The organism is Pseudoalteromonas sp. J2K-J599, from assembly GCF_059295115.2.
On record NZ_CM200271.1, the window covers coordinates 2,588,022 to 2,613,886 of the forward strand.

Genomic DNA, 25,865 nt, shown 5'->3' on the forward strand with positions numbered 1-25,865 from the left:
TTATTATGGCAGCTAACGCATTTTCACAATTAAAAACGTACTTAGATACACAAATCATTGGCCAGCCAGAGCTTACACAAGCACTACTTATTGCTATTTTAGCTGATGGTCACTTATTAGTAGAAGGCCCTCCTGGGCTTGCAAAAACACGTGCAGTTAATGCACTTGCTAAAGGCATTGAAGGCTCATTTCAGCGCGTACAGTTTACGCCAGATTTATTACCAGCTGATGTAACAGGTACCGATATTTACCGCCAACAAACTAGCGAGTTTGTATTTGAAAAAGGCCCTCTTTTTCATAACCTAATTTTAGCTGACGAAATTAACCGTGCACCAGCCAAAGTACAATCAGCACTATTAGAAGCCATGGCAGAGCGACAAGTAACCGTGGGTAAAAATACCTATCCGCTTAGCGAGCTGTTTTTAGTTATGGCAACGCAAAACCCGCTAGAGCAAGAAGGCACATACCCGTTACCAGAAGCCCAGCTGGATCGCTTTTTACTGCACCTAAGTATTGACTACCCTGGCGCAGAGCATGAGCTTGATATACTGCGTTTAACACGTGGCGAAGCGCTTAACGAGCAACAACCAGTAATGCAAAAAATTAGTCAAAGCGACTTATTTGCAGCTCGTAAAGAAATATTAGGCCTTTATTTAGCAGAGCCGCTTGAGCAATATTTAGTACAACTTATTATTGCTACCCGTGAAGGCGCTAAATTAGATGCGCAACTAGGTAGCTGGATTGAGTTTGGTGCAAGCCCGCGTGCAACAATAGCACTTGATAAATGTGCTCGTGCTCATGCATGGCTTCAAGGCCGTGACTTTGTAGCACCTGATGACATTCAAGCTGTTGTGCATAACGTACTGCGTCATCGCATTATTTTAAGTTACGAAGCCCAAGCCGATGGCATTACTAAAGATCAAGTAATAAGCCGTATAGTTGAACTTGTAGCCGTACCATAAGTTATGCAAAAACAATTAGAAACCCAAGCATGGCTCAAACAGAGCCATAGCCACGGTGTTAATTTAGCACTCAAAGAGCTGATGTATTACAAAGCCAAAGCGCAATTGCTTGAACTTGCCCCTAAGGTAAAAATAAAAAATACCTTAACAGGACAATACCTTGCACCGCACAAAGGCCGAGGAATGGAATTTGCCGAAGTGCGACATTATCAGCAAGGTGACGATATTCGCTCTATTGATTGGCGAGTTACTGCGCGTACCGGCGAGACTCACACAAAGCTCTTTCAAGAAGAAAAAGAGCGCCCTGTGTTTGTATTTACTGATTTTTCAAACTCAATGCTGTTTGGCTCAAAGTTACTGTTAAAGTCGGTGCAAGCTGCGCATATAAGCGCCCTTGTTGCATGGTCGGCGTGTCAGCGCGGCGATAGAATTGGCGGTATTGTGTTTAATCAGCACTCGCATTTAGAGCTAAAACCCAGCGCCCGTGAAAAAGCAGTCCTTAAGCTTTGTCATAATTTATGCGACAACCACCAGCAAGCGCTCAACAATATTGATAAAACAGCCCCTAACAACTTTAGCGATAACCTAAAGCGCCTTAATCATTTAGCAAAACCAGGTAGCTTAGTGTATTTAGTGTCTGATTTTAATGCTCTGGATGATGCCAGCTTTAAGCAACTTGAAATATTAAGCCGCCACTGCGAGCTCATTGGTTGCCACATAAGCGATCCGTTTGAGCATCAGTTACCTGCGTTTAAGCAAGCCGTTACTGTTAATGCAAATGGTCAAGACTTTGCCCTACCATTAATGGATAACAGCTTTAGAGAACGTTTTGCTAAAAATGCTGAGCAAGCATTTAGCGCACGCTTTAATCGCCTAACTAAATCGGGTCTTAATTTAATATCATTCAATGCTGCAACACCGCTTGAGCTGCAATTAGTGAGAAAATAACCATGCAAACCAATCCACTCGATGGCCTGCACGATATAATAGCGCCAAGCCAAGTTAATTGGTGGCCACTCGCCCCTGCTTGGTGGGTTATTATTGCACTGCTGTTTTTAGCATTGTGCGCAGCTATTTATATATTTTATAAAAAACATAAATTTAAAAAGCCTAAACACTACGCAATACAATTGAGCCAAAGTGAGCAAAACCCTCAGCAACTGCATATTATTTTGAAACGTTTAGTGATTGAATATTACGACAAGCGACTTGCTGCGCAATCTACCTCTAAATGGTGCACAACACTTAATACACTCACCGGTTTAAGCTTTACAGAACAAGAAATACTAAGCTTGTATAACCCCAGTCAAAAAGATACAACACTGTGCGAAAAATTTCGCCAAGGTATTAAGCAATTTAAAATAAAGGAGTCAGTAAATGTTTGAATTTAGCTGGCCATGGTTATTTTTATTACTACCCTTGCCTTTATTACTTTTACTATTAAAACCCGCAGCAAGTAATGCCAGTACGCGTTTACGTATACCCAGTTTTGCAAAGCACAATTTAACCAGCCAAAGCATTGAGCCACACGCACGACGTTTAAATCCCCTCGAGTGGGTAATTTGGTTATTACTTGTTACTGCTGCTGCCAATCCAACATGGTTAGATGAGCCAATTTCATTACCAAATGAAGGACGCGATATAATGTTAGCAGTTGACTTATCAGGCTCGATGACCGAACAAGACATGGCTTATAATGGCCAATATGTTGACCGCCTTACCATGGTAAAAGCTGTACTCAGTGATTTTATAGAGCAACGTCAAGGCGACAGGCTTGGGCTGATATTATTTGGCGACACCGCGTTTTTACAAACCCCGCTCACGCGCGACGTTAAAACAGTAAGTAAAATGCTCAGCGAAGCCCAAATTGGTTTAGTGGGGCGCGCAACAGCCATTGGTGATGCATTGGGTCTTTCGGTAAAACGCTTTGCCAATAAAGATGAAAGTAACCGAATTGTGGTGCTATTAACCGACGGACAAAATACCGCTGGTAATTTAAACCCAGAAGATGCCCTACTGCTAGCTCGCGAAGAAGGTATTAAAGTGTACACCATTGGTGTTGGCTCAGATAATCCGCGCGGCTTTAGTCTCTTTAATGTGGGAGGCTCTAGTGGCAGTAATTTAGATGAAAGCTTGCTTAAAAAGATTGCCGAGCAAACTGGCGGGTTATACTTTAGAGCCAAAGATGTAGCTGGCCTTCAACAAATTTACGCAGAGCTTGATAAGCTTGAACCTATTAGCGCTGATGAACAAACATTTCGCCCACAAAGCTCATTATTTTACTACCCGTTACTTATCGCTATTTTACTTATTAGCTTAAAAGTAATGCTTAGTACACTGCGTGCATTAAAGGAGCCAAACTAATGGATTTTGAATTTATTCGCCCCGCTCTTTTATGGTTACTCATACCTGCTGTGGCATTATTTTTTGTTGCCTTAATTAAGCATAAAAAAACCACCAGTGAGCAGCTAATTGCACCGCATTTAGCACAATTTATAATGAGCGAAGCAAACACTAAAGCCAGCCAGCCACTTTGGCTAGTTGCTTTATTTTGCAGCCTTGGCATTTTATTTAGTGCTGGGCCTAGCTTTGAGAAAAAACAAGTTCCTGTATTTCAAAGTAAAAGTGCCCGTGTAATTGTTATGGATATGTCGTACTCAATGTACAGCACCGATATTTTGCCAAATCGTTTAATGCAATCACGCTTTAAAGCGCTTGATATGATTGAGCTATTTAAAGAAGGTGATACCGCGCTTGTAGCTTACGCAGGCACGGCCTATGTAATTTCGCCACTAACAAACGATGCCACAACACTCAGTAATTTAATTCCAAGCTTAAGCCCTGAAATAATGCCAGACAAAGGCTCAAACGTTTTAGCCGGTCTTGATATGGCCAAAGAGCTATTAACGCAAGCGGGTTATATTGATGGCGACATTATTTTAGTAACCGACGGTATTGATCAACAAGAACAAAGCGACGTGAGTAGCTTTACCAGTAACACCCAATATAGATTAAATATTTATGGTGTAGGTACCGCTCAAGGCGCACCAATTAAGTTACCTGAAGGCGGCTTTTTGAAAGACAGATACGGCCAAATTGTAGTACCTACAATTAATGCCTCTCAGCTTAAAAATTTAGCATCAAGCAGCGGCGGTAAATTTGCTAGTTACCAACCTAGCAATAACGACATAAATACGTTTGCTCCAAATGCGCAGAGTGAATTATTGAAAGACGAAAAACAAAGCCACGCACTTTGGCGAATAGATGCAGGTATTTACGGACTCTTGTTATTACTGCCATTTGGTTTGTATTTATTTAGACGCGCTGCCTTGTTAGGCGCATTTTTAGCTTTTGGTTTTTTACCGCAACAAAATGCGTATGCCGTAGAGCTCCCTACTCTTTTGCAAAATGCAGATCAACGTGCATTAGAGGCTTACAATAATAAAGAATACGATGCAGCAACACAGGCGCAATCGAGTGAGTTGAAAGGCGCGGCGCTTTACCAGCAAGGTAATTTTGATGCTGCACTTAATGAGTTTAGTAATGATAAGTCGGCTACCGGATTATACAACTACGGTAATGCCCTTGCCAAAGCTGGCAAACTTGAGGACGCAATTGAGGCGTACAAACAGGCCCAAACCTTACAAGATGACTTTACACAAGCAGCCGATAACCAAGCCTTAGTTGAGCAATTACTAAATCAACAAGAGCAACAAAACCAGCAAGATCAGCAAAGCGACGGCGACGACTCTCAAGACCAAGATGATAGTCAGAAAAAAGATGAGCAAAACCAAGGGCAAAATTCTGATGAGTCAAAACAGGATCAGCAACAAAATGGTGATAAAAGCGATTCTGAAAAAGGCGAAAACGAAAGTCAAAGCTCAAGCGATGAAAAATCAGATAAAGAATCTGAACAATCAAAAGATCAACAAGGTGAGCCTGGCGAGCAATCAGATAAGCAAAATGAACCTGATATGCAAGCCCAGCCACAAAGCGAACAAGGGCAAAATAAAGACGCTGATCAGCCTAAAGAGGATGAGCAGCAACAAAGTAAGCCACAAGCAATAAGTGAGCAACCTGCCACTGATGAGCAAAAACAAAGTGCTCAGCAACAAGCGATGCAAGCCCAAGCAAGTGAGCTCACTAATGAAGAAAAAGAAAAAGCACAACAGCTTAATCAACTACTTAGAAAAGTCCCGGACGATCCGGCTATTTTATTACGGAATAAAATGCAATTAGAAGCCCAAAAAAGACAATATAAACGTCGCCCTACAGGAGTCGAAAAATCATGGTAATGCGATTATTTTGCTGTTTATTGCTATTAAGTACGATGCCTTCGTGGGCTGCCACCAAATTAGAAGCCAGCATAGATAAAAACCCTGTATTAGCGGGTGAATTTTTTATGCTTAATATATCGGTAGACGATACAGTTAAAGGCGAGCAACCAGACACCTCATCGCTGTTAAAAGACTTTGTTGTAGGCCCGACGAGCTTAAGCTCTCGTACCAACATTATTAATGGCAGTATTAATAAACAAACTACGTGGTCAGTTAAACTAATGACCCGTACAGAGGGTGATTACACGATACCGGCATTTAGCGTTGCAGGGTTAACCTCACAACCTATTAAATTAAAAGTGGCAAAACGCTCAGTTGATGCAGATAAAAATAACGAAATATTTTTAAAAACGTCGCTCTCAAGTAATTCATTATTTGTGCAAGAAGCCGGTGTTTACACTGTTAAGCTCTACCTTGCCAAAGAACTGCTTGATGGCAGCTTAAGCACACCAAGTATGGAAGATGCTCAGCTAACCCAACTAGGTAAACAAACTGAGAGTTATGAGCTAGTTGATGGCAAACGCTACCTTGTTATTACTCGTGAGTATTTGATTCAGCCACAAAAAAGTGGTGCCTACACGATTGCAGGCCCCGCTTTTCAAGGGCGAGTACAGCAAAATTACCGCCAACTGGAGGTATCTGCTCTTGGGGACGATCAGCAAGTAGAAATAAAGCCAATCCCGAGTGACTATAAAGGTGCATGGTTACCAAGCGAATTGGTTAACCTTGATGAAGAATGGCAACCTAACGACAACACAGTAGAAGTAGGTACGCCTATAACACGTACTATTACACTTACCGCGCTTGGAGTTACAAAAGAGCAATTACCTGAAATCTCTATGCCTACTATTAATGGCATACGCAGTTACCCTGATAAAAAAGAAAATAACAATGCAGTACGAGACGGACGCGTTGTATCGCAGCAAACGGCATCATATGCCTTACTGCCGCAAAAACCAGGTACTTATACTTTGCCTGAAATAAAGCTGCCTTGGTTTAATACTAAAATGAACCGTATTAGCGTAGCCACATTACCAAAGCGTACTATTACAGTAACGCCAAGTACTACCGCGCCTAATACAGCCATAGCAAACCCACAACCCAGCACAAATAATTCACCTACTCTTGAAAATATATCGAATCAAGCAACTGGCACACAACCTATTGAAACTAAAAGTGATACTTCTCTTTGGTTAATAGTTGTTGCCGCTTTAGGGTATATTTTATGGATTGGTACTGTAATTTTTTACTTAATAAACCGTTCTACTAAAAATACGACTGAAAAATTACAGCTAAACACCCGTGGTACTTCTCAGCCAAGCTTAAATGAGCTTAAAGCATTAGCTAAAACACACGATGTGAAAGCCTTTTACACCGCATTAAATAACTTTTCTGTAAAGGTGACCCATAAAAATGTTGGCGCGATTGATGAGCTCTGCATCCGTGTAAACAGCAGCGAGCTTAATGGCCTCATTAGCCAATTGCAGGCACAACTTTATAGTAATAAAGGCGCAAACACGGATCTTAATGCTATTATTAAAATTCTTGAGAACTATCAAACTCAGGCATCAAAGTCGCAACAAGCTGTATTAAAAGACCTTTATGATTAATAACTACGAACCTTAGGTCTTTTTTTGCAATAACTAATAATTTTTAATTAAAAAAGTGCTTATGCTTGGAAAGAAAAAATCAAACAATCAGGTCTTAATCGATATGGCAGAGAAACAAAAGCGTTATGAAGCCTTGGTCCACGTTTACAATAAAGAGCTTTATCGCTTTGCTTATTGGTTATGCCGTGATCCGCACATAGCAGATGATTTAGTACAGGAAACGTTTTTACGCGCATGGCGTTCACTCGACTCTTTACTTGATCAAAAGGCAGCTAAACCTTGGCTGCTTACTATATTACGAAGAGAAAACGCACGCCGATTTGAACGTAAACAGTTTGATTACAGCGACGTAGAAAACGATACGCTTGTTGATGAAACCAGCCATTCATTAGACGATGAAATGGAACAAACGGTAATTCAACGCCAGATTGCACTGCTATCTGATGAATACCGAGAGCCATTATTACTGCAAGTTGTAATGGGCTGCTCTGGTGAAGAAATTGCAGGCATACTTAATTTAAATAAAAACACGGTAATGACTCGTTTATACCGTGCCAGAAATCAACTTAAAGAGGCTTTAAGCCGTGATGATGAACAACTTAAAGGGGCATCAAAATAATGGATGAACTTGAGTTTCGTCGCCGCACTATTGCGCAGCCAAACGACATTGACAAGGAGCTTATGGAGTTTGCTGACAATAACCCAGAGCGACAAAGTTTTATTAACGATATGAAAGATTTTGATAAATTCATTCAAGATTCTTTAGATATACCTGTGCCTGAAAATCTTGCAGACCGCATTCTTTTAAACACATCGTTAAAAGAAAAAGCACTCCAAGAAGAACAAGCAACTGGTAAAAACGTGGTTGATGCTCGATCGCGTTTTAAGTTTGATCGTGTACATCTTGCGTTAGCAGCGTCTTTTGTAGTGGCGATTAGTGCCTTCTTTTTTAGTACAGAGCAAAATATTGCACACGAAGCAGGTGAGCATGCGCTTGCCCATGTGTACTACGAAATTAATGCGCTTGATAAAAAAGAGCCCATTAGCCTACAAAGCGTCAACGACAAGCTTGCAGTATTAGGTGGTCATCTTGATGAACTTCCTGGCGCTGTAACTTATGCCATGTTTTGTGATTTTAAAGGCGAAAAAGGACTGCATTTAATATTTGAGTCTGACTTTGGTCCTATGACGGTATTTATAGTGCCTTCTGAAAATAAATCATTCGGTTTTGGGGATGACAACTTCCGCGATGAGCGCTTTGAAGGTCACATTAATCGTGGCTCACAAGCTGATACTATTTTAGTGGCAAGTCTTGGAGCACCTCTAGATACATATAACGAACGCGTTACTGGCGCAATTCGTTGGCTTTAAAATAGACAAATTTACCGCTTAGTTTCTACTGAGCGGTTTTTTGATTATATACTCACTAACAAAGCGTTTCTTCTCTCCCCAAAACCTCTGATTTTTAAAGTAATTAATTAAATTTCTAAAGAAAGTAAATTATAATCGCGGCTCGATTTTAATTAGGGAATTTCATGAAGAACATCATCGTTATTTTTTCATTATTGGCATTATTATGTACTGCCAGTTTTGATGCACACGCACGTAAAAAGTTTGGCAGTAGTAAACGCGGACAGACACCTGCAACTCAACAAACAGCGCAAAAACAGCAAACAGATACAACAACACCTAAAGCCACATCAAATAAAAAAGGCATTATGGCAGGCGTTTTTGGAGGGCTTTTAGCGGGTGGCTTAATTGCAGCAATGTTAGGCGACGATTTTGAAGGTTTTCAGCTATTAGAAATTATTTTATTAGCTGGCGGACTCTTTATTTTATTTAAGCTAGTAACGGGCTTTTTACGTGCTAATCGTGCCCCACAACTTGCCAGTGCAAGTACAAGTGCTCAGCAAAATGCTTTTAAACAAGCACCTATCGAGCAACCAACAAGTACAGGCTTTGCAAGCAGCGCCCCACAAGGTGAAAGTGTGCCTTTTAATTTACCACCTAACTTTGACGTTAATGGCTTTTTGCAAGGCGCCCGTAGTCATTACCACACACTACAAACTGCATGGAACAATGCCGATTACTCCACAATGGCTGAATACTTAAGCCCTGCACTTGTTGCCGAGTTTAAAGCTGAACGTGAAGCTATACAAAGCGTAGAAACAGAAGTGATGTTTATTGATGCCGAACTTGTGCGCGCAGATACAAACGCGCAATCGTGGCAGGTTAGTGTTCGCTTTAAAGGTAAGTACCGTGATTTAGGCGATAAAAAAGAAGAGCCTATTTTAGAAATTTGGCACTTAGAGCGTCTAATTTCAGACGATGCTCCATGGCTAATAGTGGGTGTTGAAGATTTAATTGATACTCAATAATTTTATATTGTTTAAAACACCGCGCTCTTAACGCGGTGTTTTTTTTATTTAAAAAACAATTGATTTACCACGTCCTGATGCTTCAGAAGCGGCATCTAATTGGCCCTCTTTATTAATAATAACGTGTAAGTCACCAAAGTGATTCTCATCTATGGTGTAGCCCATTTTTGTAAGTTCTGCTTTTACGCTATCGGTTAAACCTATGTGTGTTCTAATTATATTTTTAGGCCACAGTTGATGATGAAAACGAGGGCTATTTACAACCTGCTCTGCAGTCATATCAAACTCTACCGCATTTAAAATAGATTCGTACACAGAGCTAATAATAGTTGTGCCACCAGGCGAGCCTGTCACCATTTTAACAGTGTTGTCTTTAAGGAGTATTGTAGGCGTCATAGAGCTAAGCATACGCTTGTGCGGCTGTATTTCGTTAGCTTTACCGCCTATTGCACCAAACGCATTCATAACGCCAGGTTTGGCACTAAAGTCGTCCATTTCATCATTTAAAATAAAACCTGCACCTTCAACAACTACACCGCTACCAAACCCTAAGTTTATTGTGGTGGTATTTGCAACAGCGTTACCCATTTTATCAACGATTGAAAAGTGTGTAGTTTGCTCACTTTCTTTAAGGCCCGGTTTAATATTTTCGGTAGTCGAGATAGCGGTTAACGAAATGCCATTACTGCGCTCTTTGAGGTAGTTAATATTAGTTAATGCGTTGACTGGTACATCAAAAAAATCAGGATCGCCTAAATACTCCGCCCTATCTGCAAATACACGTTTACCTATTTCAGAAAGTAAGTGTACATACTGAGTAGAGTTATGCGCTAAGCCCGCATCTGGTTTTTGTAACTCATACATTTTAAGCCACTGTAAAATAGCAATACCACCTGAACTCGGCGGTGGAGAAGTAAGTAATTCATAACCATTCCAACTCGCTTTAATAGGTGTACGTGATTTAGCGGTGTAACCTTTTAAATCATCTTGATTAATTATACCGCCATGTTGGTGCATAAATTTAGCAATAATATTTGCAGTTTCGCCTTTATAAAACCCATCTTGGCCGTTATCACGGATACGCTTTAGCGTTGCCGCTAACTCGGGTTGCTTAAATACTTTATTAGCTTTTACATCAGCAAAGTATTTTTCGAAGTTTACATTTATTTTTTGCTCTTTTAGGTGGGCTATATAATTGCTCACACCTTTTGCTAACTTAGGCGGAACTACAAACCCTTGCTCAGCCAACGTTACCGCAGGTTGTACTAATTCTTCCCACTTTAAAGTGCCATGTTTTTGATGGGCAAGCCACATGCCCGCTACACTGCCAGGTACACCGCTTGCGTGAATACCATATATTGATTTGTTTGCAATAACATTACCTTGCTCATCTAAATACATATCACGATGAGCCGCTGTTGGCGCTGTTTCGCGATAATCTATAAAATCGCCCTTGCCATCTTTTTGAATAAGCATAAATCCCCCGCCGCCAATATTGCCGGCTTCAGGAAGCGTTACTGCAAGTACAAATTGTGCCGTAATAGCCGCATCAACAGCATTACCGCCTTGCTCTAATATACTTTTAGCAGCATCGGCACTGAACGAGTCAGGCATTGCTACCGCACTTTGCGATAAAGGCTGCGCTAAAACACTAAAAGCAGCGAACTGTAAAACCAGCACACTTTTGACGATTAATTTACTTGGTGAAAAAAGCAATCCCATACAACATCCTTAATTTATTATTTTTTAGTTACGCATTCTTATTAATGCACGTCACTTAAGGACAGGTCAATCTTTATACTGTTGATATTTAATCATCTTTAAACACTTTTTGAATAAAGCACCGCAGGTAAGTCGCCTTGCTCGTCTGTATGTGTATAATTTTTTATAAATTGCAGGCCTAGCTTTTTCATTATATTTATAGAAGCCGTATTATCTTTTAGTGCCGTTGCACTTATCGCCTTAACGTCATCTTGCTTTATAAGTTCATCACATAATGCTAAAGCCGCCTCGGTTGCATAACCATGCCCCCAACTTGCTTGCTTAAAGCGCCAGCCTATTTCAATATCACTGTAGTTTGGTGCATCAGTAAAAAAGCCCATAGGCCTTATTAATACCCAACCTATAAATGTATTGGTTTGCTTTATAGTGACACTCCACAGCCCCCAGCCTTTAAGCTCATTTCGATATGCGAGCATACGAGGCACTCCCTCATTTTTTATTTGCTCTAAAGAGGTAGGTTCACCTCGTGTTAAATACTGCATTACAGCTGGGTCTTGGTCGAGTTCAAATAATTGAGGCCAATCATGCTCATTCATTAATTTAAAATTTAATCGTTTTGTTACGGGGGCGTTCATTTTCATTGTTGTATAGTCTGCCTCGAATTAATTATCAGTCTCTAAAGGAGATAGCACATGAATAAATTAGCAGGTTTAGCTTTATTAGGCACTTTAATTACATTAACTGGTTGTGAAGATGCCAACGAAGTAAAAGAAGATGCAAAAGATAAAAGCGCACAAATGCAAGAAAAGCTTGGTGATGCATGGAACGACGTTAAAGAGACAACTAACGATCTTAAAAATGACGAGTCTTTAAACGAGCTATTAGAGCAAAGTAAAGCAATGGGCTTAGACATGTACGACGACGGCAAAGAGATTGCGGTTGACGCATGGATTAAAAGCAAAGAAGCTGCTGGCGAGTTAACTGAAAAAACTAAGCAAAAAGCGCAAGAAATTGCAGACGAAATTGAGCAAGCGCGTCAAGAACATAACGAAGGTTAATTAAACTTTCGATAATAAAAAAGGAAAGCCTCGGCTTTCCTTTTTTGTTTTGGGCTATTTAGCCCAGTTATGCGTTTGCATATAGGGCTTATATGTACTAGCTCAGACTTGATCTGACAGTTACCCGTTTTTTAATCGGTGACTGTCAGTCTAGATTTGAGCTAAATTTTTCTCAGCCCAGATCAATTTTCCATCTAATAAAGTTTCTAATGGCGTTCTGCCACAGCATATTTTTCCTTAATGAGTTCGGTCATTATTGTAATAAATCATCCATTCGTCCAGATCCTTTTGCAATTCCTCTAATGAGCTATATAGCTTTTTACGGAATGTAACTTGATAGAATTCATTGAGTATCGTTTTGTGGAAGCGTTCGCAGATACCATTTGTTTGCGGTGACATAGCTTTGGTTTTTGTATGATCGATATCATTAATAGCCAGATATAACTGGTAATCATGATGTTCGACTTTGCCACAATATTCAGTGCCTCTATCGGTTAGAATACGTAGCATGGGAAGCTCGTACTGTTCGAAGTACGGCAGTACTTTGTCGTTGAGTATGTCAGCCGCAGTAATTGGCGTTTTCGTGGTGTAGAGCTTAGCGAACGCTACTTTGCTGTATGTATCAACGAAGGTTTGTTGGTAGATACGCCCAACGCCTTTGAGATTACCCACGTAAAATGTATCTTGAGAGCCTAGATAACCTGGGTGAGCCGTTTCAATTTCACCACACGCTTCGTCATCATGTTTTTTCTTTTCAAGCGCAGCTACTTGAGCGTCGGTGAGAATGATACCTTCGTTAGCCACTTTATTTTCTAGTGCCTTGAGACGCTTTTTGAAGTTCTCTAGGTCATGACGTAGCCATATTGAACGAACACCGCTGCCAGAAACGAATACGCCTTGTTTTCTGAGTTCATTACTCGTTCTGTGTTGGCCATGAGCTGGATAATCGACAGCGTATTTAATAACGGCTTGTTCTGTTGCTTCATCAACTCTATTTTTTAAGTTTGGCGCTCTACGACTTTTATCAATTAACGCATCAAGTCCACCGTCTTCGACGAGTTCTTGATATCGATAAAATGTATCACGGGATACGCCCATCACTTTGCAGGCTCTTGATACGTTGCCAAGTTCTTCTGCAAGATTAAGTAAACCCGCTTTGTGTTTAATAATTGGGTTGTTAGTATGTAGCATGAGAGTTACCTCTTATATGTTTTGATTTAAAGATTCGACACCTTTTATCAAAACGGGTAACTCTCACTTTTTCAAGTTGATGTGTCAGATCTTGTCTGAACTAATACAGCTTATAAGCTCAAATTAACCTTTGTACTTACTCATAACTAAAGTCGCGTTTGTGCCACCAAAGCCAAAGCTATTAGACATTACAGTATTTAACTCAACATCACGACGCTCAGTAATAATATCTAAACCTGTCGCTTGCTCATCTAGCTCATCAATATTAATTGAAGGTGCTACAAAGCTGTGCTCTAGCATTAATAATGAGAAAATAGCTTCGTGAACACCTGCAGCACCTAGGGCATGACCCGTCATTGCTTTAGTTGCACTGATCATTGGTGATTTACCACCAAACACTTCTTGTATCGCACCTAACTCTTTAACATCGCCTACAGGCGTTGATGTGCCGTGCGTGTTTAGGTAATCAATACTATCTACATCTTGCATAGCTTGGCGCATACAACGTGCTGCACCTTCGCCAGAAGGAGCAACCATGTCGTAGCCATCTGATGTTGCACCGTAACCAACAATTTCAGCGTAAATGTGCGCGCCACGTGCAAGTGCATGTTCAAGTTCTTCAACTACAACAATACCGCCGCCGCCAGAAATAACAAAACCATCGCGATTTGCATCGTATGTACGAGACGCTTTTTCAGGTGTTTCATTGTATTTAGTAGAAAGTGCGCCCATAGCGTCAAATTCCATTGCCAATGTCCAGTGTAGCTCTTCACCACCACCAGCAAACACAACGTCTTGCTTGCCAAGCTGGATTTGCTCTACTGCATTACCAATACAATGCGCAGATGTTGCACATGCAGAGCTAATTGAATAGTTAACACCTTTAATTTTAAATGGTGTTGCTAAACAAGCAGATGTAGTGCTCGCCATAGTGCGTGGCACCATATAAGGCCCTACACGTTTTACGCCTTTTTCACGTAAAATATCAGCAGCTTCTACTTGCCATTTAGACGAACCACCGCCAGAGCCAACAATAATACCCGTGCGCTCATTTGATACTTGGTCGTCAGACAAACCTGAGTCTTCAATTGCTTGCGTCATTGAAATATAAGAGTAAGCAGCAGCATCTCCCATAAAGCGCATTGCTTTGCGGTCAACGTGTGCTTTAACGTCAATATCAATTTTACCCGATACGTTACTACGTAACTTATAATCGGCAAATTCTTGATTAAAAGCGATGCCGCTTTTGCCCGTTTTTAACGATTCTAATACTTCTTCTTTGTTGTTACCTATACTTGATACAACACCGATACCTGTAATTACAGCTCTTCTCATGGGTAATTCCCTTAGCTTAATACTTAATTGCATTCTATTTTACGCGAATTTAATCACCTAAGTGGTCAGCTTTCTAGCGTACACTTGTACTCTGAACTGCTAGCTTATAAATAACGCCAGACTATTTCAAAGAAAACCCGTAAAATAATTAAAAAATATATCTATAAAATTAAAAAATCATGATCAAAAATGCACATATACACTTTAATAATTTAGGTACACCTTTCGCTAATGACTTCGGTGATATTTATTTTTCTAATGACGATGGCTTAGCTGAATCGCATTATGTGTATTATGAGCAAAATAATATAGATGTACGATTACAAAATCATGACCAGCCACATTTTGTTATTGCCGAAACCGGCTTTGGTACAGGTTTAAACTTTTTAAATACATGGCAACGCTTTACTGACCACCTTGCATGTCAACAAGTTCAAAATCAATTAGATAATGGTGTTAAACGCTTACACTTTATTTCATTTGAAAAATATCCACTGCACATAGACGATTTAAACAAAGCACTACAGGCATGGCCATCATTAAGCGCCTTTAGTAACAAATTATCTAAACAATACCCAATTAATTTAGAAGGATGCCACAGACTCGAATTTGACAATGGACTTGTTGTTCTCGATTTATACTTTGGAGATGCACTTGAATCAATACAAGCTATGAGCTATCCGCAAACGGGAATTGTTGACGCTTGGTATTTAGATGGTTTTGCGCCAAGTAAAAACCCCGAAATGTGGCAGCAAAGTTTATTTAATTCTATGGTCAATATATCAAGGGCAAGTGCAACCTTATCAACATTTACTTCAGCAGGTTTTGTTCGCCGTGGATTAATTGATGCAGGCTTTAATACTAAAAAAGCCAAAGGCTTTGGCCAAAAAAGAGATATGCTTGTTGGCCAGCTAGAGTGCGTAAATGATGCTCAATCAGCTCCTGCATATTTTCATCAAGATAGCAGCGCTTTAAAAAATGTAGCGGTCATTGGCGGCGGTATAGCCAGTAGCTGCATTTTATATAGTTTGGCTAAACGAGGCATAGCAAGCCAATTATTCTGCCAAGATGAAAAACCAGCTATGGGGGCATCGCACAATGTGCAAGGCGCTATCTACCCTCACCTACAAGCTAAAAATTCACCGCACAGCGAATTGTTTGCACATAGCTTTTTATACGCAAAGCGCCTATATAACAACTTACTTAGCAGTGGTTTTAATTTTGATTACGATTGGTGCGGCGTATTACAACACGCAGTAAAAAAACCTCTGGCCGATAAACATGAAAACTTAGCACAAAAACAACTGTGGCCAACCCAGCTAATGCACAACGTAACCGCAGAGCAAGGCGACGAAATAGCCGGCGTAGAAACAGGTTATTCGGGCGTGTTTTTTGAGCAAGGCGGCTGGGTTAACCCTCCGCAATTAGTAAACGCCATGTTAAGCGCTGCAAATAGCATAACCCCATTTAAAAGCGTATTTAACTGCAATATAAAACAGCTTAAAAAAACTGATAGCGGTTGGTTTTTATTAACGAATGATGAGCAGTTAGGTCCTTTTAGTGATGTAATTATTTGTGCGGGCGAGCACAGTGATGCATTTGAGCAAACAAAAGCGCTACCAATAGTAGGCGTACGCGGGCAAGTTTCACATATTGAGGCAAGTGAGCAATCACGCAAACTTAAAACAGTGCTATGCCATAAAGGGTATTTTACCCCAGCCTATTTAGATCATCACTGTATGGGAGCCACGTTTGAAAAAAACACCAAAAGCCGTCAAGTTACAGCGCTCGACAACCAGTTAAACCAAGAGCAACTACTTAGCTTTTATCAGCAAAGTGAATTTGCCTCATCCCTTGGCAATATTACCTCGGCAAAAGCAGCTGTACGATGCACATTTATAGATCACCTACCAATGGCAGGGCAATGGTGCGAACAAAGTGATTACACTATGGCTTTTGCTAACCTACGTTTAGGTAAACGCTATCAATATGAGCAACTTAATAAGCCACAACAAGGCCTACATATTTTTACCGGCTTTGGCGCACGCGCTTTATGTAGCGCACCGCTAAGTGCAGAACATCTCGTAAGTTGTTTAAATAACGAGCCTCGCCCATTAAGCGAACGTGTAAGCCAAGCTATTCACCCTGCTCGGTTTATAGTACGAGATTTAATTCGTAATAAAATTTAAATGACAAAGGTGCTTATTGAGGTAAAATGAGTACCAATAAATGGAATTTATTATTTAAAGGACTTTAATGAAAACTTTAGCATTTTTAATAATACTGCTATGCACTCTATCGTTTAATGTACTTAGCCAAAACGTCACTGAAATCCCACTTCCTGAAGAGTTTGTTACAACAATGGATGTAGCAAGCGAATACCCAATGGTTCGCACTGGTTATTTAACAGATTCAATTTCTGATATCGCTCGCTTTTATCAGCAAAAATTAGGAGAGCCGTTAAAAACAAGCGGCAATAATACATATCGCACTTTGTTTTATAATTACCAAGAACATAAGGTTCGTATTAGTTTATATCGCCGTAGTTATGTGACCGAAGTGAGTATAATGGTTGAATAAAAAGTTCTAAAAAACACGCCAAAAGCAGCTAATTTTAATGCTCAGTTAAGTATTGAATTTTAATTAAAGTATTTTTTGAAATTAGCTCATTTAAACTCTTTTTTACCCTTTAAAAATCATCCCCTACCCCAAGGTCTGTTTGTAAGCACATTACTTTTACTATTTATTGGAAGGAGTTAATTATGAGTAAGACCCTAATTATTGGCGCAAGCGGACAAATAGGTAAAATGGCAACTGAGCTACTTTTAAAAAATGAGCAAAATGTTGTGGCATTAGTGCGCGACAAAAATAAGCTAAGTGATGTAAACAGCTCTTTTTTAACTATTGTTGAGCAAGATCTTGAAGGCGATTTTGGCGAAGCAGTAAAAGGCTGTGACCAAGTGATTTTTGCTGCAGGTTCTGGCGGAAGTACGGGCGATGATAAAACTGTACTTATTGATTTATGGGCTGCAACTAAAGCAGCTACCTTTGCAAAAGAGCATGGCGTTAAACACTTTATTATGGTCAGCTCAATCGGTGCAGACGACCCAGATTCGATTCAAGGTGATTTAAAACCTTACTTAGTTGCCAAGCACATGGCTGACGAGCACTTAATCAATAGTGGTTTAAATTACACCATTGTTCGCCCTGGTACACTGACTGATGATAGCGCTTCAATGCAAGTAACGACGCAGCGACCAAGTGATCGTTCTGAGGCTAAAATTAGCCGCGAAAACGTAGCCAATGCATTATTACATATTGCGACTAACTCATTTATTAGTAACCGCATTTTTGAGTTATTTGATGGCGACAAACCAATTAAAGCCGCTGTTAAATAAGCTTTAATACCAATTTAATTAAACGTATAAACAATTATTGCAGGTTAGTATAGTTCATCGATAAGCCAAAAAATTACAGTGTAGTCGCTCTATATCAGTAACTTTTTGGCGCAATGAATTGTTTAATTCGCTTAAGTGATTTATGTTTAATAAAATTAAATTTACTCCACTAAGTAAATTAGTGGAGTAATATTTTAATACCTTGCCAACCGAGTTGTAGCGTTAATAACGTTAAAACGACTCTAAAAATACGCTTAAATTTATCCCCAGACATACTTTTAAGTAATTTAATTCCAAACCAAGTACCTACAGCACCACTTATTACCATAGCAATTACAAGCGGCATCCATTGCCAAAAACTAAAGCCAACAGCACCATAAATTACCGCTTTTAATAAATGCTGCACACTCATAATGCTCGAAAACGTTGCCGTAAATTTTAACTTTTCGTAATTATTTATATATAAACAGCTACCAACTAATGGCCCGCTCGCTCCCACAAACATAGAAACAAAAGTCGTTATGCCACCGGCGACCATACGCCATAACTTAGAGGTTAATTTTACTGGCGGTGTTTTACCCCACAGTAAATAAATAACAAAAATAGCGACCACTAACTTCATAGCATCAAGCGATATATCATTAATAACAAAACTTGATAACCCCGCCCCTACTAAGCCGCCTAACGCAAAATATACAAACATGCTTTTATCAATATGCTTAAAGCTGAGTAATAACCTATTTGCATTAGAGCCAAGCTGTACTAAACCATGTACAGGCACAACAACTGCCATAGGCATAAACGACGCCATAACAACAAGCAGCATTAATCCGCCACCCGCACCAAATGCAGCAGATATAAAAGAAGTAAAGCCAGCGGTGATCATCATTAATAAAAACAAAAATAAAGACATACTGTCGGGAAGTAAAAAGTCCATAAAACTCCACTGCCTATTTAGGTACTTTAAAGTCGCAGTATTTTAAACAATAAAAGGTACAACATACACTTATAGCAAGCGTTATAAGCCTCTATTTCAGGCAATGTATTATGTTGCGTTGTTTTTGCACTTTGTTTGCACATTTAACAAATATTATACATTCAACTTCATTACCGGATATTTCTGATGAGAAAACTTAACGCACCAATTTTAGCACCGCTTGCAGTGTGTATACTTGCACTGAGTTTAGCCGCCTGTAACGGTAGCGATGCTGAAAGTACCGTCGTAACTGAAACAACCACCGATGAGGGCACTACAACAGATACTTCAACCGATTTCATTGTAGAAGTTGACCCTTTTAACTTTGAAAACGATGCGCTCATTTCATCAATTACCACTCAAACATGTACGCTAAGTAATGGCGATGAAGCTTCATGCTACAAAATTGATATTGCAGGTGCACCTTCAAATTACGAGATTGGTGTATTTTGCCCTAGAAATATCACCTCAACAGCAGACGAAGCCGGTATTTGGTTTGATGGCACCGGTGAGGTTTATGATATAACTGGTGACTTTATTTTAAATCTTCCTACATTATATAACGATAGTCATTGGCAGCTATACGACGAAGGTACAGGCCTTGTAAATGTAACAGACACACAAGAATCGTGTGATGGCGCTGCACGTCCAAACGTAGAAGAACAATACCAAAACCACTGCGTAGAATGCTCTATTGATTATGTTGATGGCGGTATATCAGAATCATTTTTAATACCAATAACGCCCGTTGCAACCACTCAAAACAGCAGTATTGGTAATGCTAATGTAGGTGTTGCTCTCAATGGTGTTGTACTTGCTGCACCAGCCCCTGTTGAGGCTATTTTAGGCGCATACACTATTGCAGCCTTTGATGATTGCGCTGGCCATATTAACTTAGTAGCAGGTTATCACTATCACGGTGAAGCAGGCTGTAGCCAAACACAAATTCAATCAGACGGTCATGCCGCCATGATGGGTTATGCACTCGATGGATTTGGTATATTTGGCATGTTTAACGAAGATGGATTAGAACCCACTGATTTAGACGAATGTAGAGGCCACACCGACGATACACGCGGATACCACTACCATGCAGCCGATGTATCTGAAAACATGTTTATTGGTTGTTTTAAAGGTGCTACCGCAAGATAACTCGCATTCTGGCCAAATAATTAACTGAGATACTAATGAAAATATTTAACGTGATAAAAGCACTAACCACTGGCTTTTTACTTGCTGCCTCATGCTCAGCGCTAAGTCATGCAGGCCACGGCTCAAATGCGCCTTGGGAAGCATGTGAAGCAAAAGCCATTAATGAAGATTGCAGCTACACAAGCCATGATAAAAAAGCGACAGGCACATGCCAAGCAATGAACAAAGTACTTATGTGCGTTCGAAATAAACCACTTGAAACATTAATAGACAAAGCAACCCAACCAGCAAGTGATCAAAAGCAATCTGTAAAATCACTCGCTAAACGATAAAGTAACAGCTACACGCCAAAGCCTTAACGCTGTTTGTTAAGGCTTTTTTAATCGCAAATCATTAGAAAGCATATCCTTTATCTGTTAAGTTAACTTTGTGTATCAAATAATAAAAATAAAATTCCAAAAATGGAATTACACAAGCAAGGTACTAACGTGAGCGCCACATTTAAAATTGTTTTTAATGGTCAGTTATATCAAAATACTGACATTACCTCTGCCCAAGAAAAACTTAGCCAACTTCTTAATATTCCTCATAATATAGTTGTTCAGTTATTTGATGGAAAAGCTTACGCTTTAAAAAAAGACTTATCGAGTATTGATGCTGTTAAAACAGAATCCTCACTAAAAAAGCTAGGTTTGATTACTAAAGTAGAACCTCAACTCTCTACTGTAAGCTCTCAGTCTCAAAATAATCAAATAGCACTCACTGAGCACAGTAAAAATACAGATAAACACATTAGTGAAAGCACTAACGGCAAAAATATCTCAATACAAAACGAACGCCTAGATACAGACGAAGCCCCAAATACAGCTGCAGCTATTAAGCAAAGTTATAATAAATATAAACTACTGCGTAACACTTTAAAAAGCGCATTGTACTTTTGCTATTGCGCACTTTGTATTATTACCTTAGTAGGCGTAGTGATCAGTGTTAATGCACTTAAAAATAACTTTGGCACTCTAAATAATGGAACCACAAATAACACAACTACAAACAGCTTAAGTTACCAAAACTATAAACAATATTTGATTGATCAAAATAGCCTAAATAAACCAACACAAAAAGTAACAAACGAGCAAACAGCTAACCCTACACAGCAAAAAAGTAATGAGTACTTTAGTCGCTTTTCATCGCTAATAAATAGCTACGCGCAAAGTACAGGACAAGCTGATATAAAAGCGATGGGGGGCAATAAATTACAACAGCACCTGCAAGAAATAGATGACCTAGGCCCTAAAAATGAATTTTGGCAGCAACTGATACAACTTTCAAAAAGCTTAGATAACGATAAGCACGCAATAGGGATGCTAAACAATACTGACCCCGCCAAAGTACAATGGATAAACGCGGTAGATTGGATCAGCCAAAGCTATATTAGGCAATATCAAAACTCGCAAACTATAAATAACTCTCCTGTCGCTACCTATGAGCCAAGTAACCCCATACTTAACCTAACGTTGTTAATAAGTATGCTGTCATTATTTAGCCTGCTTGTGATTGCAATAAAAATAAAGCTACGTGCTATAAGACATTCTTAAACTTTATTTTTTACTTTATAAATTTCATAAAAAAACCCGCAAATTTGGATTAACAAATTTGCGGGTTTCTTATGGTTTTCGAATAACGAGTTCAAAAACCTTTATTGGTGGAGCTGGGGGGATTTGAACCCCCGTCCGAAAAGCCTCGACCGTCGGTACTACATGTTTAGTATTGTCATTTAATTAACCTTTAAGTCCCGGACAAACACGGTAAATAAAGGCGAGGCCGCTTAGTTTTAACGCTTCAACCCCGGCCAGGGTTTCCGTCGCGATCAGGTGTTAGGGTGACACTCCAAAATCCAGTCCACAAGAATACATGGAAGGAGCGCTAGCCAGCCTAAGCTGCTAGAGAGTAGTTATCGTCGTTTGCGATTACTTTAGGTTGCGGCTGTTTAACGAGGCAAACCGCACCTCGACATGCACCTTGGGCTTCTTGAATTCCGTCGAATCCTAATCAGCCCCTGAATTAGTAACTCAATCCAGAGTGTGCAAACAGTATAACTGAGTAAAGTACTGATACTCAAGGCCTAGTAACGCTTTATTTTAATTGCGTGCACTAACCGAGCATTAAGTAACCAAAATTTAGTTTATGCAAGCCCATCTAAACATTTGCTTAACAATGTGTTTAACCTGTGTTCAAATAAGGAGTTAAGGTTTTTGTCATTTCTAAACCTTTAGTTGTAAAAAAAAATAATAACAGGCATAGAGTAGGGAATTAATAAATGTCGGTTTTTTCATTTGATCAAAATACAGGGTTTGTCTCTTTAGTTAGTCACCCTATTGATAGTGGCTTTCCTGTTACGAGTACTCAGCTTACGCAAATGCTCGAACAATCTGAGTTTAGTGAGTACGAAGCTGTCATTGCCAATATTGGAAAGCTTTTTGCGCCAACTAAAAACTATCAGGAAGTATCACTTGTCGTTGCTAAAGCGGTAGATGCGTCGCTTGTCATTAATATTGATGAAAAAAACATGGTCGCAGAAGCAACATTAACTACCGCTAAAGGTGGTGCGCTTTTGTCTATGGAAGGTGCACAAAAAGCGCTTGCTAATGCAGGTGTTAAAAAAGGAATAAGCCCACGCGCGCTTGATACCTTTTTAGGCCAGCAATTTGAAAAACCAGCAGGAAGCTCTTATAGCGCCATAATTGCACATGGGCGTAATCCTAAAAAAGGCAGCGATGCTAAATTTGTGCGTTTATGCTCAACAGCCCAAGACCGTGTGCTTAGCCCACAAGCTAAAGAAGGCGGTAAGGTTGATATGAAAAATCTTGGCGCTATTATCACCGTAAAACCTGGTACTCCCTTAATGCAGCGTATTGCCGCTACCCCTGGAGAAGATGGCTATACGGTATTTGGCGATTCAATTAGTGCAAAACCAGGTACAGATCACCAACTCCAGCCTTTCGAAGGTACAAAAGTAGATCCTAATAATCCTAATATGCTTATTGCCGACTGCAAAGGTGTGCCCGTTGCCCTACCCCGAGGTATGCGTGTAGATGACGTTTTATGCTTTGATAATGTAGATGTAAGTACAGGCCACGTTGATTTTGATGGTAGCGTAATTATTACTGGCGATATTAAAGACGGCATGCGTGTAAAAGCCAATGGTGATATTACGGTACTGGGTTTTGTAGAATCAGGAGCTGTTGAAAGTAAAAGTGCGGTAACCATTATGCTTGGCGCAATTGGTAGAAAACGTGAAGGCGAGGAAGCATTTACATGCTCTATAACCGCTCAACGAACTATTTCTATTGGTTATGCTCAGTACTGCAATATTAAATCAGAACAAGATTTATTTATTGAACGCCAAGCTCTACATTGTGATTTAAGCGCTAGGCGATTAATACGTGTAGGCAAAGCAAATGATCCGCGAGGTAAAATTATTGGCGGTAATATTTTAGATGCTATGCGCATTGAAACGGGTGAGCTAGGCGCGCCAGCCGGTACTAAAACACGCGTATTTTTAGCACAACTCTGGTTTGAGCTTCGCCAAAAGCAAACACAAATAACCGATTTTGAAAAAGTACTTGCGACTAAAGTAACCGCTTTACAACAGGCTCGTGAAAAAGCGAGTAAAATTGCGGGGGCTGCTCAGCGTCAGCAATTCATGAATAAGATAACTGAAAATGAAAAGCATATAAAAATACGCTCTGCGCATATTCATCGTCAAAAACTACTTATTAAGCAAAAAATAGTGCAATTACTTGCCAGTAGTCGTTTAAAAGTAAATGAATTAATGCACCCTGGTGTGGAGCTTAAAATAGCGAAAGATTCTAAACAATTTTCGCGTATTTACCCGCCCCACCTAGTTAAGTTAACTGAGGGTAAAATTACTCAGACGTTTTAGTTTCTTCGTTATTTTGTGTCTCAGTTTCAACTTCGGCATTAGCGTCGCAATCGTCGGTTGGCGCTAATGGCCAACCACCTAATTGCTGCCAGCGATTTACTATTAAACAATAAAGCTCAGCTGTACGTTCTGTGTCGTAAAGCGCTGAGTGTGCTTGGCTGTTATCAAACTCGATACCTGCCGCTCTACATGCTTTTGCTAATACAGTCTGCCCTAACGCTAAACCCGCTAAAGATGTTGTATCAAAGCTTACAAATGGATGAAATGGCGTACGCTTAATGTTATTACGCTCTATTGCTGCATTTAAAAAGCCATGATCGAATGCGGCATTATGCGCCACAATAACTGAGCGTTGGCACCCAGCGGCCTTTTGCGCTTTGCGTACTACTTTACATATTTCTTTAATTACTTCGTCTTCAGGTACTGCGCCACGTAATGGTGAAAACGGATCTATACCGTTAAAGTCGATGGCTGCTTGTTCAATATTAGCGCCTTCGAATGGCTGAACATGAAAATGAACAGTATGATCTATGCTGAGCAGTCCTTCGTCATCCATTTTTAAAACAGAAGCTGCTATTTCTAACAAGGCATCTGTCTCTTTGTTAAAACCTGCAGTTTCAACATCAATAACAACAGGAAAAAATCCACGAAAGCGTTTTGCGAAAGGTGTTTGCTCAGTATTTGCCATAGTCTTCTTTGTTTATACGTGTAAGCTGACTATTATGTCAAAATTGATGCCCCCTAGGCTAGGGGATTTAAGTATTTATTGCTTTAAAATTGTAGGCACATAACTTGCTTTAACTTATAAGTTAGTTACGTAGAGAACAAACTAATCATTGCAGTCGTTAATTTGCCAAATTATTGGCATTCCCGGATAGCTGGAGAGCACCATGAAGTATAAGTTGTTATTTATTAGCCTTAGTATAAGTGCAGTGCTTTGCAGTACTCACTCGCAAGCTGCTATGCGCCAATACATAGCAACCCAAGACAACTCCAACTGGGAAGTCGTTAAAACAACGCGCTTACAATGCCAATTAAATCATGAAGTTCCTTATTATGGGGAAGCTATTTTTAAAGCTTCAGCAAGTAAAAATAAAAACTTAACGTTTAATTTAGATATGGTTGTACGCCCAGATAACTACGCAATTGCTGGTTTAAAAGCCGTGCCACCGTCTTGGCGTGCAGGCTTACCGGCTCGCGATATTGCAAATATGAAATTACTCAAAAAGTTTGATGGCGAGCTGGGCAATAAAACCGCATGGGAGATGCTTAGCGAGCTTGAAAAAGGCTACTACCCTACTTTTTATTATCAAGACTGGCAAAACAGTGCCGATAAAATTGCCGTAGGTATATCGAGTGTAAACTTTAAACAAGCTTACTGGGCTTTTTTACAATGCCGCGATGAGCTACTCCCTTACAGCTTTGAAGATATTTCGTTTACTGTAATGAACTATCAATCTAACAGCAGTAAATTAACTAAATCCTCGCAACAACGCCTTGATAAGATTGCTGAGTATTTAAAAAATGACGCAAGCATAGAGTCCATTAGCATTGACTCATACACCGATAGTTATGGCGGCCGCTGGAATAACTTAGATTTATCGCGCAAGCGCGCCAAAACTATAAAAGATTATATGGTGAGCTTGGGTGTCGATGAAGCAAAAGTACAAACCACCGGCTTAGGCGAAAAACGCTTTGTTGATAATAACGATAACATTTTAGGCCGAGACAAAAACCGTCGTTTAATTATTCAAATAGAGAAAATGTAGTAAAACTAATTTGCGCTTACTCTCTTTCGCTTTA

At 39.8% G+C, this 25,865-nt stretch carries 23 protein-coding genes, 1 other RNA gene and 1 pseudogene; 18 read left to right on the forward strand and 7 right to left on the reverse strand.

The features are described from left to right. Positions 1 to 5: 5 nt before the first annotated feature. From AC5NT5_RS11790 to AC5NT5_RS11830, 9 genes are all read left to right on the forward strand, one after another. Positions 6 to 962 carry an AAA family ATPase gene (locus AC5NT5_RS11790; RefSeq protein WP_007377762.1) on the forward strand — a complete coding sequence of 319 codons (957 nt, stop codon included), beginning with the start codon at positions 6 to 8 and terminating at the stop codon, positions 960 to 962. A 3-nt stretch (positions 963 to 965) separates the two neighbouring features. Further along, positions 966 to 1,910, forward strand: a complete 945-nt coding sequence (locus tag AC5NT5_RS11795) for a DUF58 domain-containing protein (protein WP_007377763.1) — start codon at positions 966 to 968, stop codon at positions 1,908 to 1,910. 2 nt (positions 1,911 to 1,912) lie between these two features. Then, a complete protein-coding gene (locus AC5NT5_RS11800) occupies positions 1,913 to 2,347 on the forward strand; it encodes a DUF4381 domain-containing protein (RefSeq protein ID WP_494514055.1) in 435 nt (144 codons plus the stop codon). Next, a complete protein-coding gene (locus tag AC5NT5_RS11805; RefSeq protein ID WP_182712767.1) occupies positions 2,340 to 3,326 on the forward strand; it encodes a vWA domain-containing protein in 987 nt (328 codons plus the stop codon). The genes AC5NT5_RS11800 and AC5NT5_RS11805 overlap by 8 nt, the downstream gene beginning before the upstream one ends. Further along, positions 3,326 to 5,257, forward strand: coding sequence for a VWA domain-containing protein (locus AC5NT5_RS11810; RefSeq protein ID WP_290174470.1), 1,932 nt, complete (start codon positions 3,326 to 3,328; stop codon positions 5,255 to 5,257). The genes AC5NT5_RS11805 and AC5NT5_RS11810 overlap by 1 nt, the downstream gene beginning before the upstream one ends. Continuing rightward, positions 5,251 to 6,909 (forward strand): BatD family protein, encoded by a 1,659-nt coding sequence (locus AC5NT5_RS11815; protein WP_494514054.1) that lies wholly within the window; start codon positions 5,251 to 5,253, stop codon positions 6,907 to 6,909. Before AC5NT5_RS11810 ends, AC5NT5_RS11815 begins: the two co-directional genes overlap by 7 nt. A 61-nt stretch (positions 6,910 to 6,970) precedes the next feature. After that, positions 6,971 to 7,528: a sigma-70 family RNA polymerase sigma factor gene (locus AC5NT5_RS11820; RefSeq protein ID WP_032827217.1), complete on the forward strand. Its 558-nt coding sequence runs from the start codon at positions 6,971 to 6,973 to the stop codon at positions 7,526 to 7,528. Then, positions 7,528 to 8,280, forward strand: a complete 753-nt coding sequence (locus AC5NT5_RS11825) for a DUF3379 family protein (protein ID WP_138489429.1) — start codon at positions 7,528 to 7,530, stop codon at positions 8,278 to 8,280. The genes AC5NT5_RS11820 and AC5NT5_RS11825 overlap by 1 nt, the downstream gene beginning before the upstream one ends. A 164-nt stretch (positions 8,281 to 8,444) precedes the next feature. Continuing rightward, positions 8,445 to 9,287 (forward strand): Tim44 domain-containing protein, encoded by an 843-nt coding sequence (locus tag AC5NT5_RS11830; RefSeq protein ID WP_494514053.1) that lies wholly within the window; start codon positions 8,445 to 8,447, stop codon positions 9,285 to 9,287. A gap of 48 nt (positions 9,288 to 9,335) precedes the next feature. On the opposite strand, the gene ggt is transcribed toward AC5NT5_RS11830, so the two are convergent. Then, positions 9,336 to 11,009 carry a gamma-glutamyltransferase gene (gene ggt, locus AC5NT5_RS11835; protein WP_494514052.1) on the reverse strand — a complete coding sequence of 558 codons (1,674 nt, stop codon included), beginning with the start codon at positions 11,007 to 11,009 and terminating at the stop codon, positions 9,336 to 9,338. Between the two features lie 98 nt (positions 11,010 to 11,107). Continuing rightward, on the reverse strand, positions 11,108 to 11,650 hold the full coding sequence (locus tag AC5NT5_RS11840) for a GNAT family N-acetyltransferase (RefSeq protein ID WP_182671268.1): 543 nt from the start codon (positions 11,648 to 11,650) through the stop codon (positions 11,108 to 11,110). 51 nt (positions 11,651 to 11,701) lie between these two features. Between AC5NT5_RS11840 and AC5NT5_RS11845 the strand changes: the two genes are divergently transcribed. Beyond that, the gene (locus AC5NT5_RS11845) at positions 11,702 to 12,067 is read left to right on the forward strand and encodes a hypothetical protein (protein WP_024596750.1); all 366 of its coding nucleotides are present in this window, start codon (positions 11,702 to 11,704) and stop codon (positions 12,065 to 12,067) included. Positions 12,068 to 12,217: 150 nt separating this feature from the next. Here the strand turns inward: AC5NT5_RS11845 and AC5NT5_RS11850 are convergent. Both AC5NT5_RS11850 and fabB read right to left on the reverse strand, forming a co-directional pair. Beyond that, a pseudogene (locus tag AC5NT5_RS11850) lies at positions 12,218 to 13,258 on the reverse strand (IS481 family transposase). Between the two features lie 123 nt (positions 13,259 to 13,381). Then, positions 13,382 to 14,593 (reverse strand): beta-ketoacyl-ACP synthase I, encoded by a 1,212-nt coding sequence (gene fabB, locus AC5NT5_RS11855; RefSeq protein WP_004335606.1) that lies wholly within the window; start codon positions 14,591 to 14,593, stop codon positions 13,382 to 13,384. Between the two features lie 179 nt (positions 14,594 to 14,772). On the opposite strand from fabB, the gene mnmC reads away from it, so the two are divergent. The 3 genes from mnmC to AC5NT5_RS11870 all read left to right on the forward strand — a co-directional run bounded on the left by mnmC (position 14,773) and on the right by AC5NT5_RS11870 (position 17,991). After that, on the forward strand, positions 14,773 to 16,782 hold the full coding sequence (mnmC, locus tag AC5NT5_RS11860; RefSeq protein ID WP_494514050.1) for a bifunctional tRNA (5-methylaminomethyl-2-thiouridine)(34)-methyltransferase MnmC2/FAD-dependent 5-carboxymethylaminomethyl-2-thiouridine(34) oxidoreductase MnmC1: 2,010 nt from the start codon (positions 14,773 to 14,775) through the stop codon (positions 16,780 to 16,782). A 67-nt stretch (positions 16,783 to 16,849) separates the two neighbouring features. After that, positions 16,850 to 17,173, forward strand: a complete 324-nt coding sequence (locus AC5NT5_RS11865; RefSeq protein WP_494514049.1) for a hypothetical protein — start codon at positions 16,850 to 16,852, stop codon at positions 17,171 to 17,173. A gap of 182 nt (positions 17,174 to 17,355) precedes the next feature. Beyond that, complete coding sequence (locus tag AC5NT5_RS11870) at positions 17,356 to 17,991, forward strand: SDR family oxidoreductase (RefSeq protein ID WP_494514048.1); 636 nt, start codon at positions 17,356 to 17,358, stop codon at positions 17,989 to 17,991. Positions 17,992 to 18,169: 178 nt separating this feature from the next. Here the strand turns inward: AC5NT5_RS11870 and AC5NT5_RS11875 are convergent, their stop codons facing one another. Further along, on the reverse strand, positions 18,170 to 18,928 hold the full coding sequence (locus AC5NT5_RS11875; RefSeq protein WP_494514047.1) for a sulfite exporter TauE/SafE family protein: 759 nt from the start codon (positions 18,926 to 18,928) through the stop codon (positions 18,170 to 18,172). Between the two features lie 186 nt (positions 18,929 to 19,114). On the opposite strand from AC5NT5_RS11875, the gene AC5NT5_RS11880 reads away from it, so the two are divergent. The 3 genes from AC5NT5_RS11880 to AC5NT5_RS11890 all read left to right on the forward strand — a co-directional run bounded on the left by AC5NT5_RS11880 (position 19,115) and on the right by AC5NT5_RS11890 (position 21,714). Continuing rightward, entirely contained in the window at positions 19,115 to 20,119 is a 1,005-nt protein-coding gene (locus tag AC5NT5_RS11880; RefSeq protein ID WP_494514046.1) for a YHYH protein, read from the forward strand. A gap of 35 nt (positions 20,120 to 20,154) precedes the next feature. Continuing rightward, positions 20,155 to 20,451 carry a hypothetical protein gene (locus tag AC5NT5_RS11885; protein WP_007581994.1) on the forward strand — a complete coding sequence of 99 codons (297 nt, stop codon included), beginning with the start codon at positions 20,155 to 20,157 and terminating at the stop codon, positions 20,449 to 20,451. 156 nt (positions 20,452 to 20,607) lie between these two features. After that, complete coding sequence (locus tag AC5NT5_RS11890) at positions 20,608 to 21,714, forward strand: hypothetical protein (RefSeq protein WP_494514045.1); 1,107 nt, start codon at positions 20,608 to 20,610, stop codon at positions 21,712 to 21,714. Between the two features lie 105 nt (positions 21,715 to 21,819). Here the strand turns inward: AC5NT5_RS11890 and ssrA are convergent. Then, positions 21,820 to 22,176, reverse strand: a transfer-messenger RNA (tmRNA) gene (gene ssrA / locus AC5NT5_RS11895). Between the two features lie 260 nt (positions 22,177 to 22,436). On the opposite strand from ssrA, the gene AC5NT5_RS11900 reads away from it, so the two are divergent. After that, positions 22,437 to 24,062: a flagellar assembly protein A gene (locus tag AC5NT5_RS11900; RefSeq protein ID WP_039489206.1), complete on the forward strand. Its 1,626-nt coding sequence runs from the start codon at positions 22,437 to 22,439 to the stop codon at positions 24,060 to 24,062. On the opposite strand, the gene rnt is transcribed toward AC5NT5_RS11900, so the two are convergent. Beyond that, entirely contained in the window at positions 24,046 to 24,750 is a 705-nt protein-coding gene (gene rnt, locus AC5NT5_RS11905) for a ribonuclease T (protein WP_165744211.1), read from the reverse strand. The two genes, AC5NT5_RS11900 and rnt, sit on opposite strands and share 17 nt — an antisense overlap. A 202-nt stretch (positions 24,751 to 24,952) precedes the next feature. On the opposite strand from rnt, the gene AC5NT5_RS11910 reads away from it, so the two are divergent. Then, positions 24,953 to 25,831 (forward strand): flagellar protein MotY, encoded by an 879-nt coding sequence (locus AC5NT5_RS11910; protein WP_494514044.1) that lies wholly within the window; start codon positions 24,953 to 24,955, stop codon positions 25,829 to 25,831. Positions 25,832 to 25,865: the final 34 nt, after the last annotated feature.

Bases quoted from the DNA above. Each gene is read 5' to 3' on its own strand.
- AC5NT5_RS11875 (WP_494514047.1), bottom strand. From the start codon at position 18,928: ATGGACTTTTTACTTCCCGACAGTATGTCTTTATTTTTGTTTTTATTA.
- rnt (WP_165744211.1), bottom strand. From the start codon at position 24,750: ATGGCAAATACTGAGCAAACACCTTTCGCAAAACGCTTTCGTGGATTT.
- AC5NT5_RS11820 (WP_032827217.1), top strand. From the start codon at position 6,971: ATGCTTGGAAAGAAAAAATCAAACAATCAGGTCTTAATCGATATGGCA.
- AC5NT5_RS11800 (WP_494514055.1), top strand. From the start codon at position 1,913: ATGCAAACCAATCCACTCGATGGCCTGCACGATATAATAGCGCCAAGC.
- AC5NT5_RS11825 (WP_138489429.1), top strand. From the start codon at position 7,528: ATGGATGAACTTGAGTTTCGTCGCCGCACTATTGCGCAGCCAAACGAC.
- AC5NT5_RS11845 (WP_024596750.1), top strand. From the start codon at position 11,702: ATGAATAAATTAGCAGGTTTAGCTTTATTAGGCACTTTAATTACATTA.
- fabB (WP_004335606.1), bottom strand. From the start codon at position 14,593: ATGAGAAGAGCTGTAATTACAGGTATCGGTGTTGTATCAAGTATAGGT.
- AC5NT5_RS11795 (WP_007377763.1), top strand. From the start codon at position 966: ATGCAAAAACAATTAGAAACCCAAGCATGGCTCAAACAGAGCCATAGC.
- AC5NT5_RS11880 (WP_494514046.1), top strand. From the start codon at position 19,115: ATGAGAAAACTTAACGCACCAATTTTAGCACCGCTTGCAGTGTGTATA.
- ggt (WP_494514052.1), bottom strand. From the start codon at position 11,009: ATGGGATTGCTTTTTTCACCAAGTAAATTAATCGTCAAAAGTGTGCTG.
- AC5NT5_RS11790 (WP_007377762.1), top strand. From the start codon at position 6: ATGGCAGCTAACGCATTTTCACAATTAAAAACGTACTTAGATACACAA.
- AC5NT5_RS11910 (WP_494514044.1), top strand. From the start codon at position 24,953: ATGAAGTATAAGTTGTTATTTATTAGCCTTAGTATAAGTGCAGTGCTT.
- AC5NT5_RS11805 (WP_182712767.1), top strand. From the start codon at position 2,340: ATGTTTGAATTTAGCTGGCCATGGTTATTTTTATTACTACCCTTGCCT.
- AC5NT5_RS11830 (WP_494514053.1), top strand. From the start codon at position 8,445: ATGAAGAACATCATCGTTATTTTTTCATTATTGGCATTATTATGTACT.
- AC5NT5_RS11815 (WP_494514054.1), top strand. From the start codon at position 5,251: ATGGTAATGCGATTATTTTGCTGTTTATTGCTATTAAGTACGATGCCT.
- AC5NT5_RS11865 (WP_494514049.1), top strand. From the start codon at position 16,850: ATGAAAACTTTAGCATTTTTAATAATACTGCTATGCACTCTATCGTTT.
- AC5NT5_RS11840 (WP_182671268.1), bottom strand. From the start codon at position 11,650: ATGAAAATGAACGCCCCCGTAACAAAACGATTAAATTTTAAATTAATG.
- AC5NT5_RS11900 (WP_039489206.1), top strand. From the start codon at position 22,437: ATGTCGGTTTTTTCATTTGATCAAAATACAGGGTTTGTCTCTTTAGTT.
- mnmC (WP_494514050.1), top strand. From the start codon at position 14,773: ATGATCAAAAATGCACATATACACTTTAATAATTTAGGTACACCTTTC.
- AC5NT5_RS11810 (WP_290174470.1), top strand. From the start codon at position 3,326: ATGGATTTTGAATTTATTCGCCCCGCTCTTTTATGGTTACTCATACCT.
- AC5NT5_RS11885 (WP_007581994.1), top strand. From the start codon at position 20,155: ATGAAAATATTTAACGTGATAAAAGCACTAACCACTGGCTTTTTACTT.
- AC5NT5_RS11870 (WP_494514048.1), top strand. From the start codon at position 17,356: ATGAGTAAGACCCTAATTATTGGCGCAAGCGGACAAATAGGTAAAATG.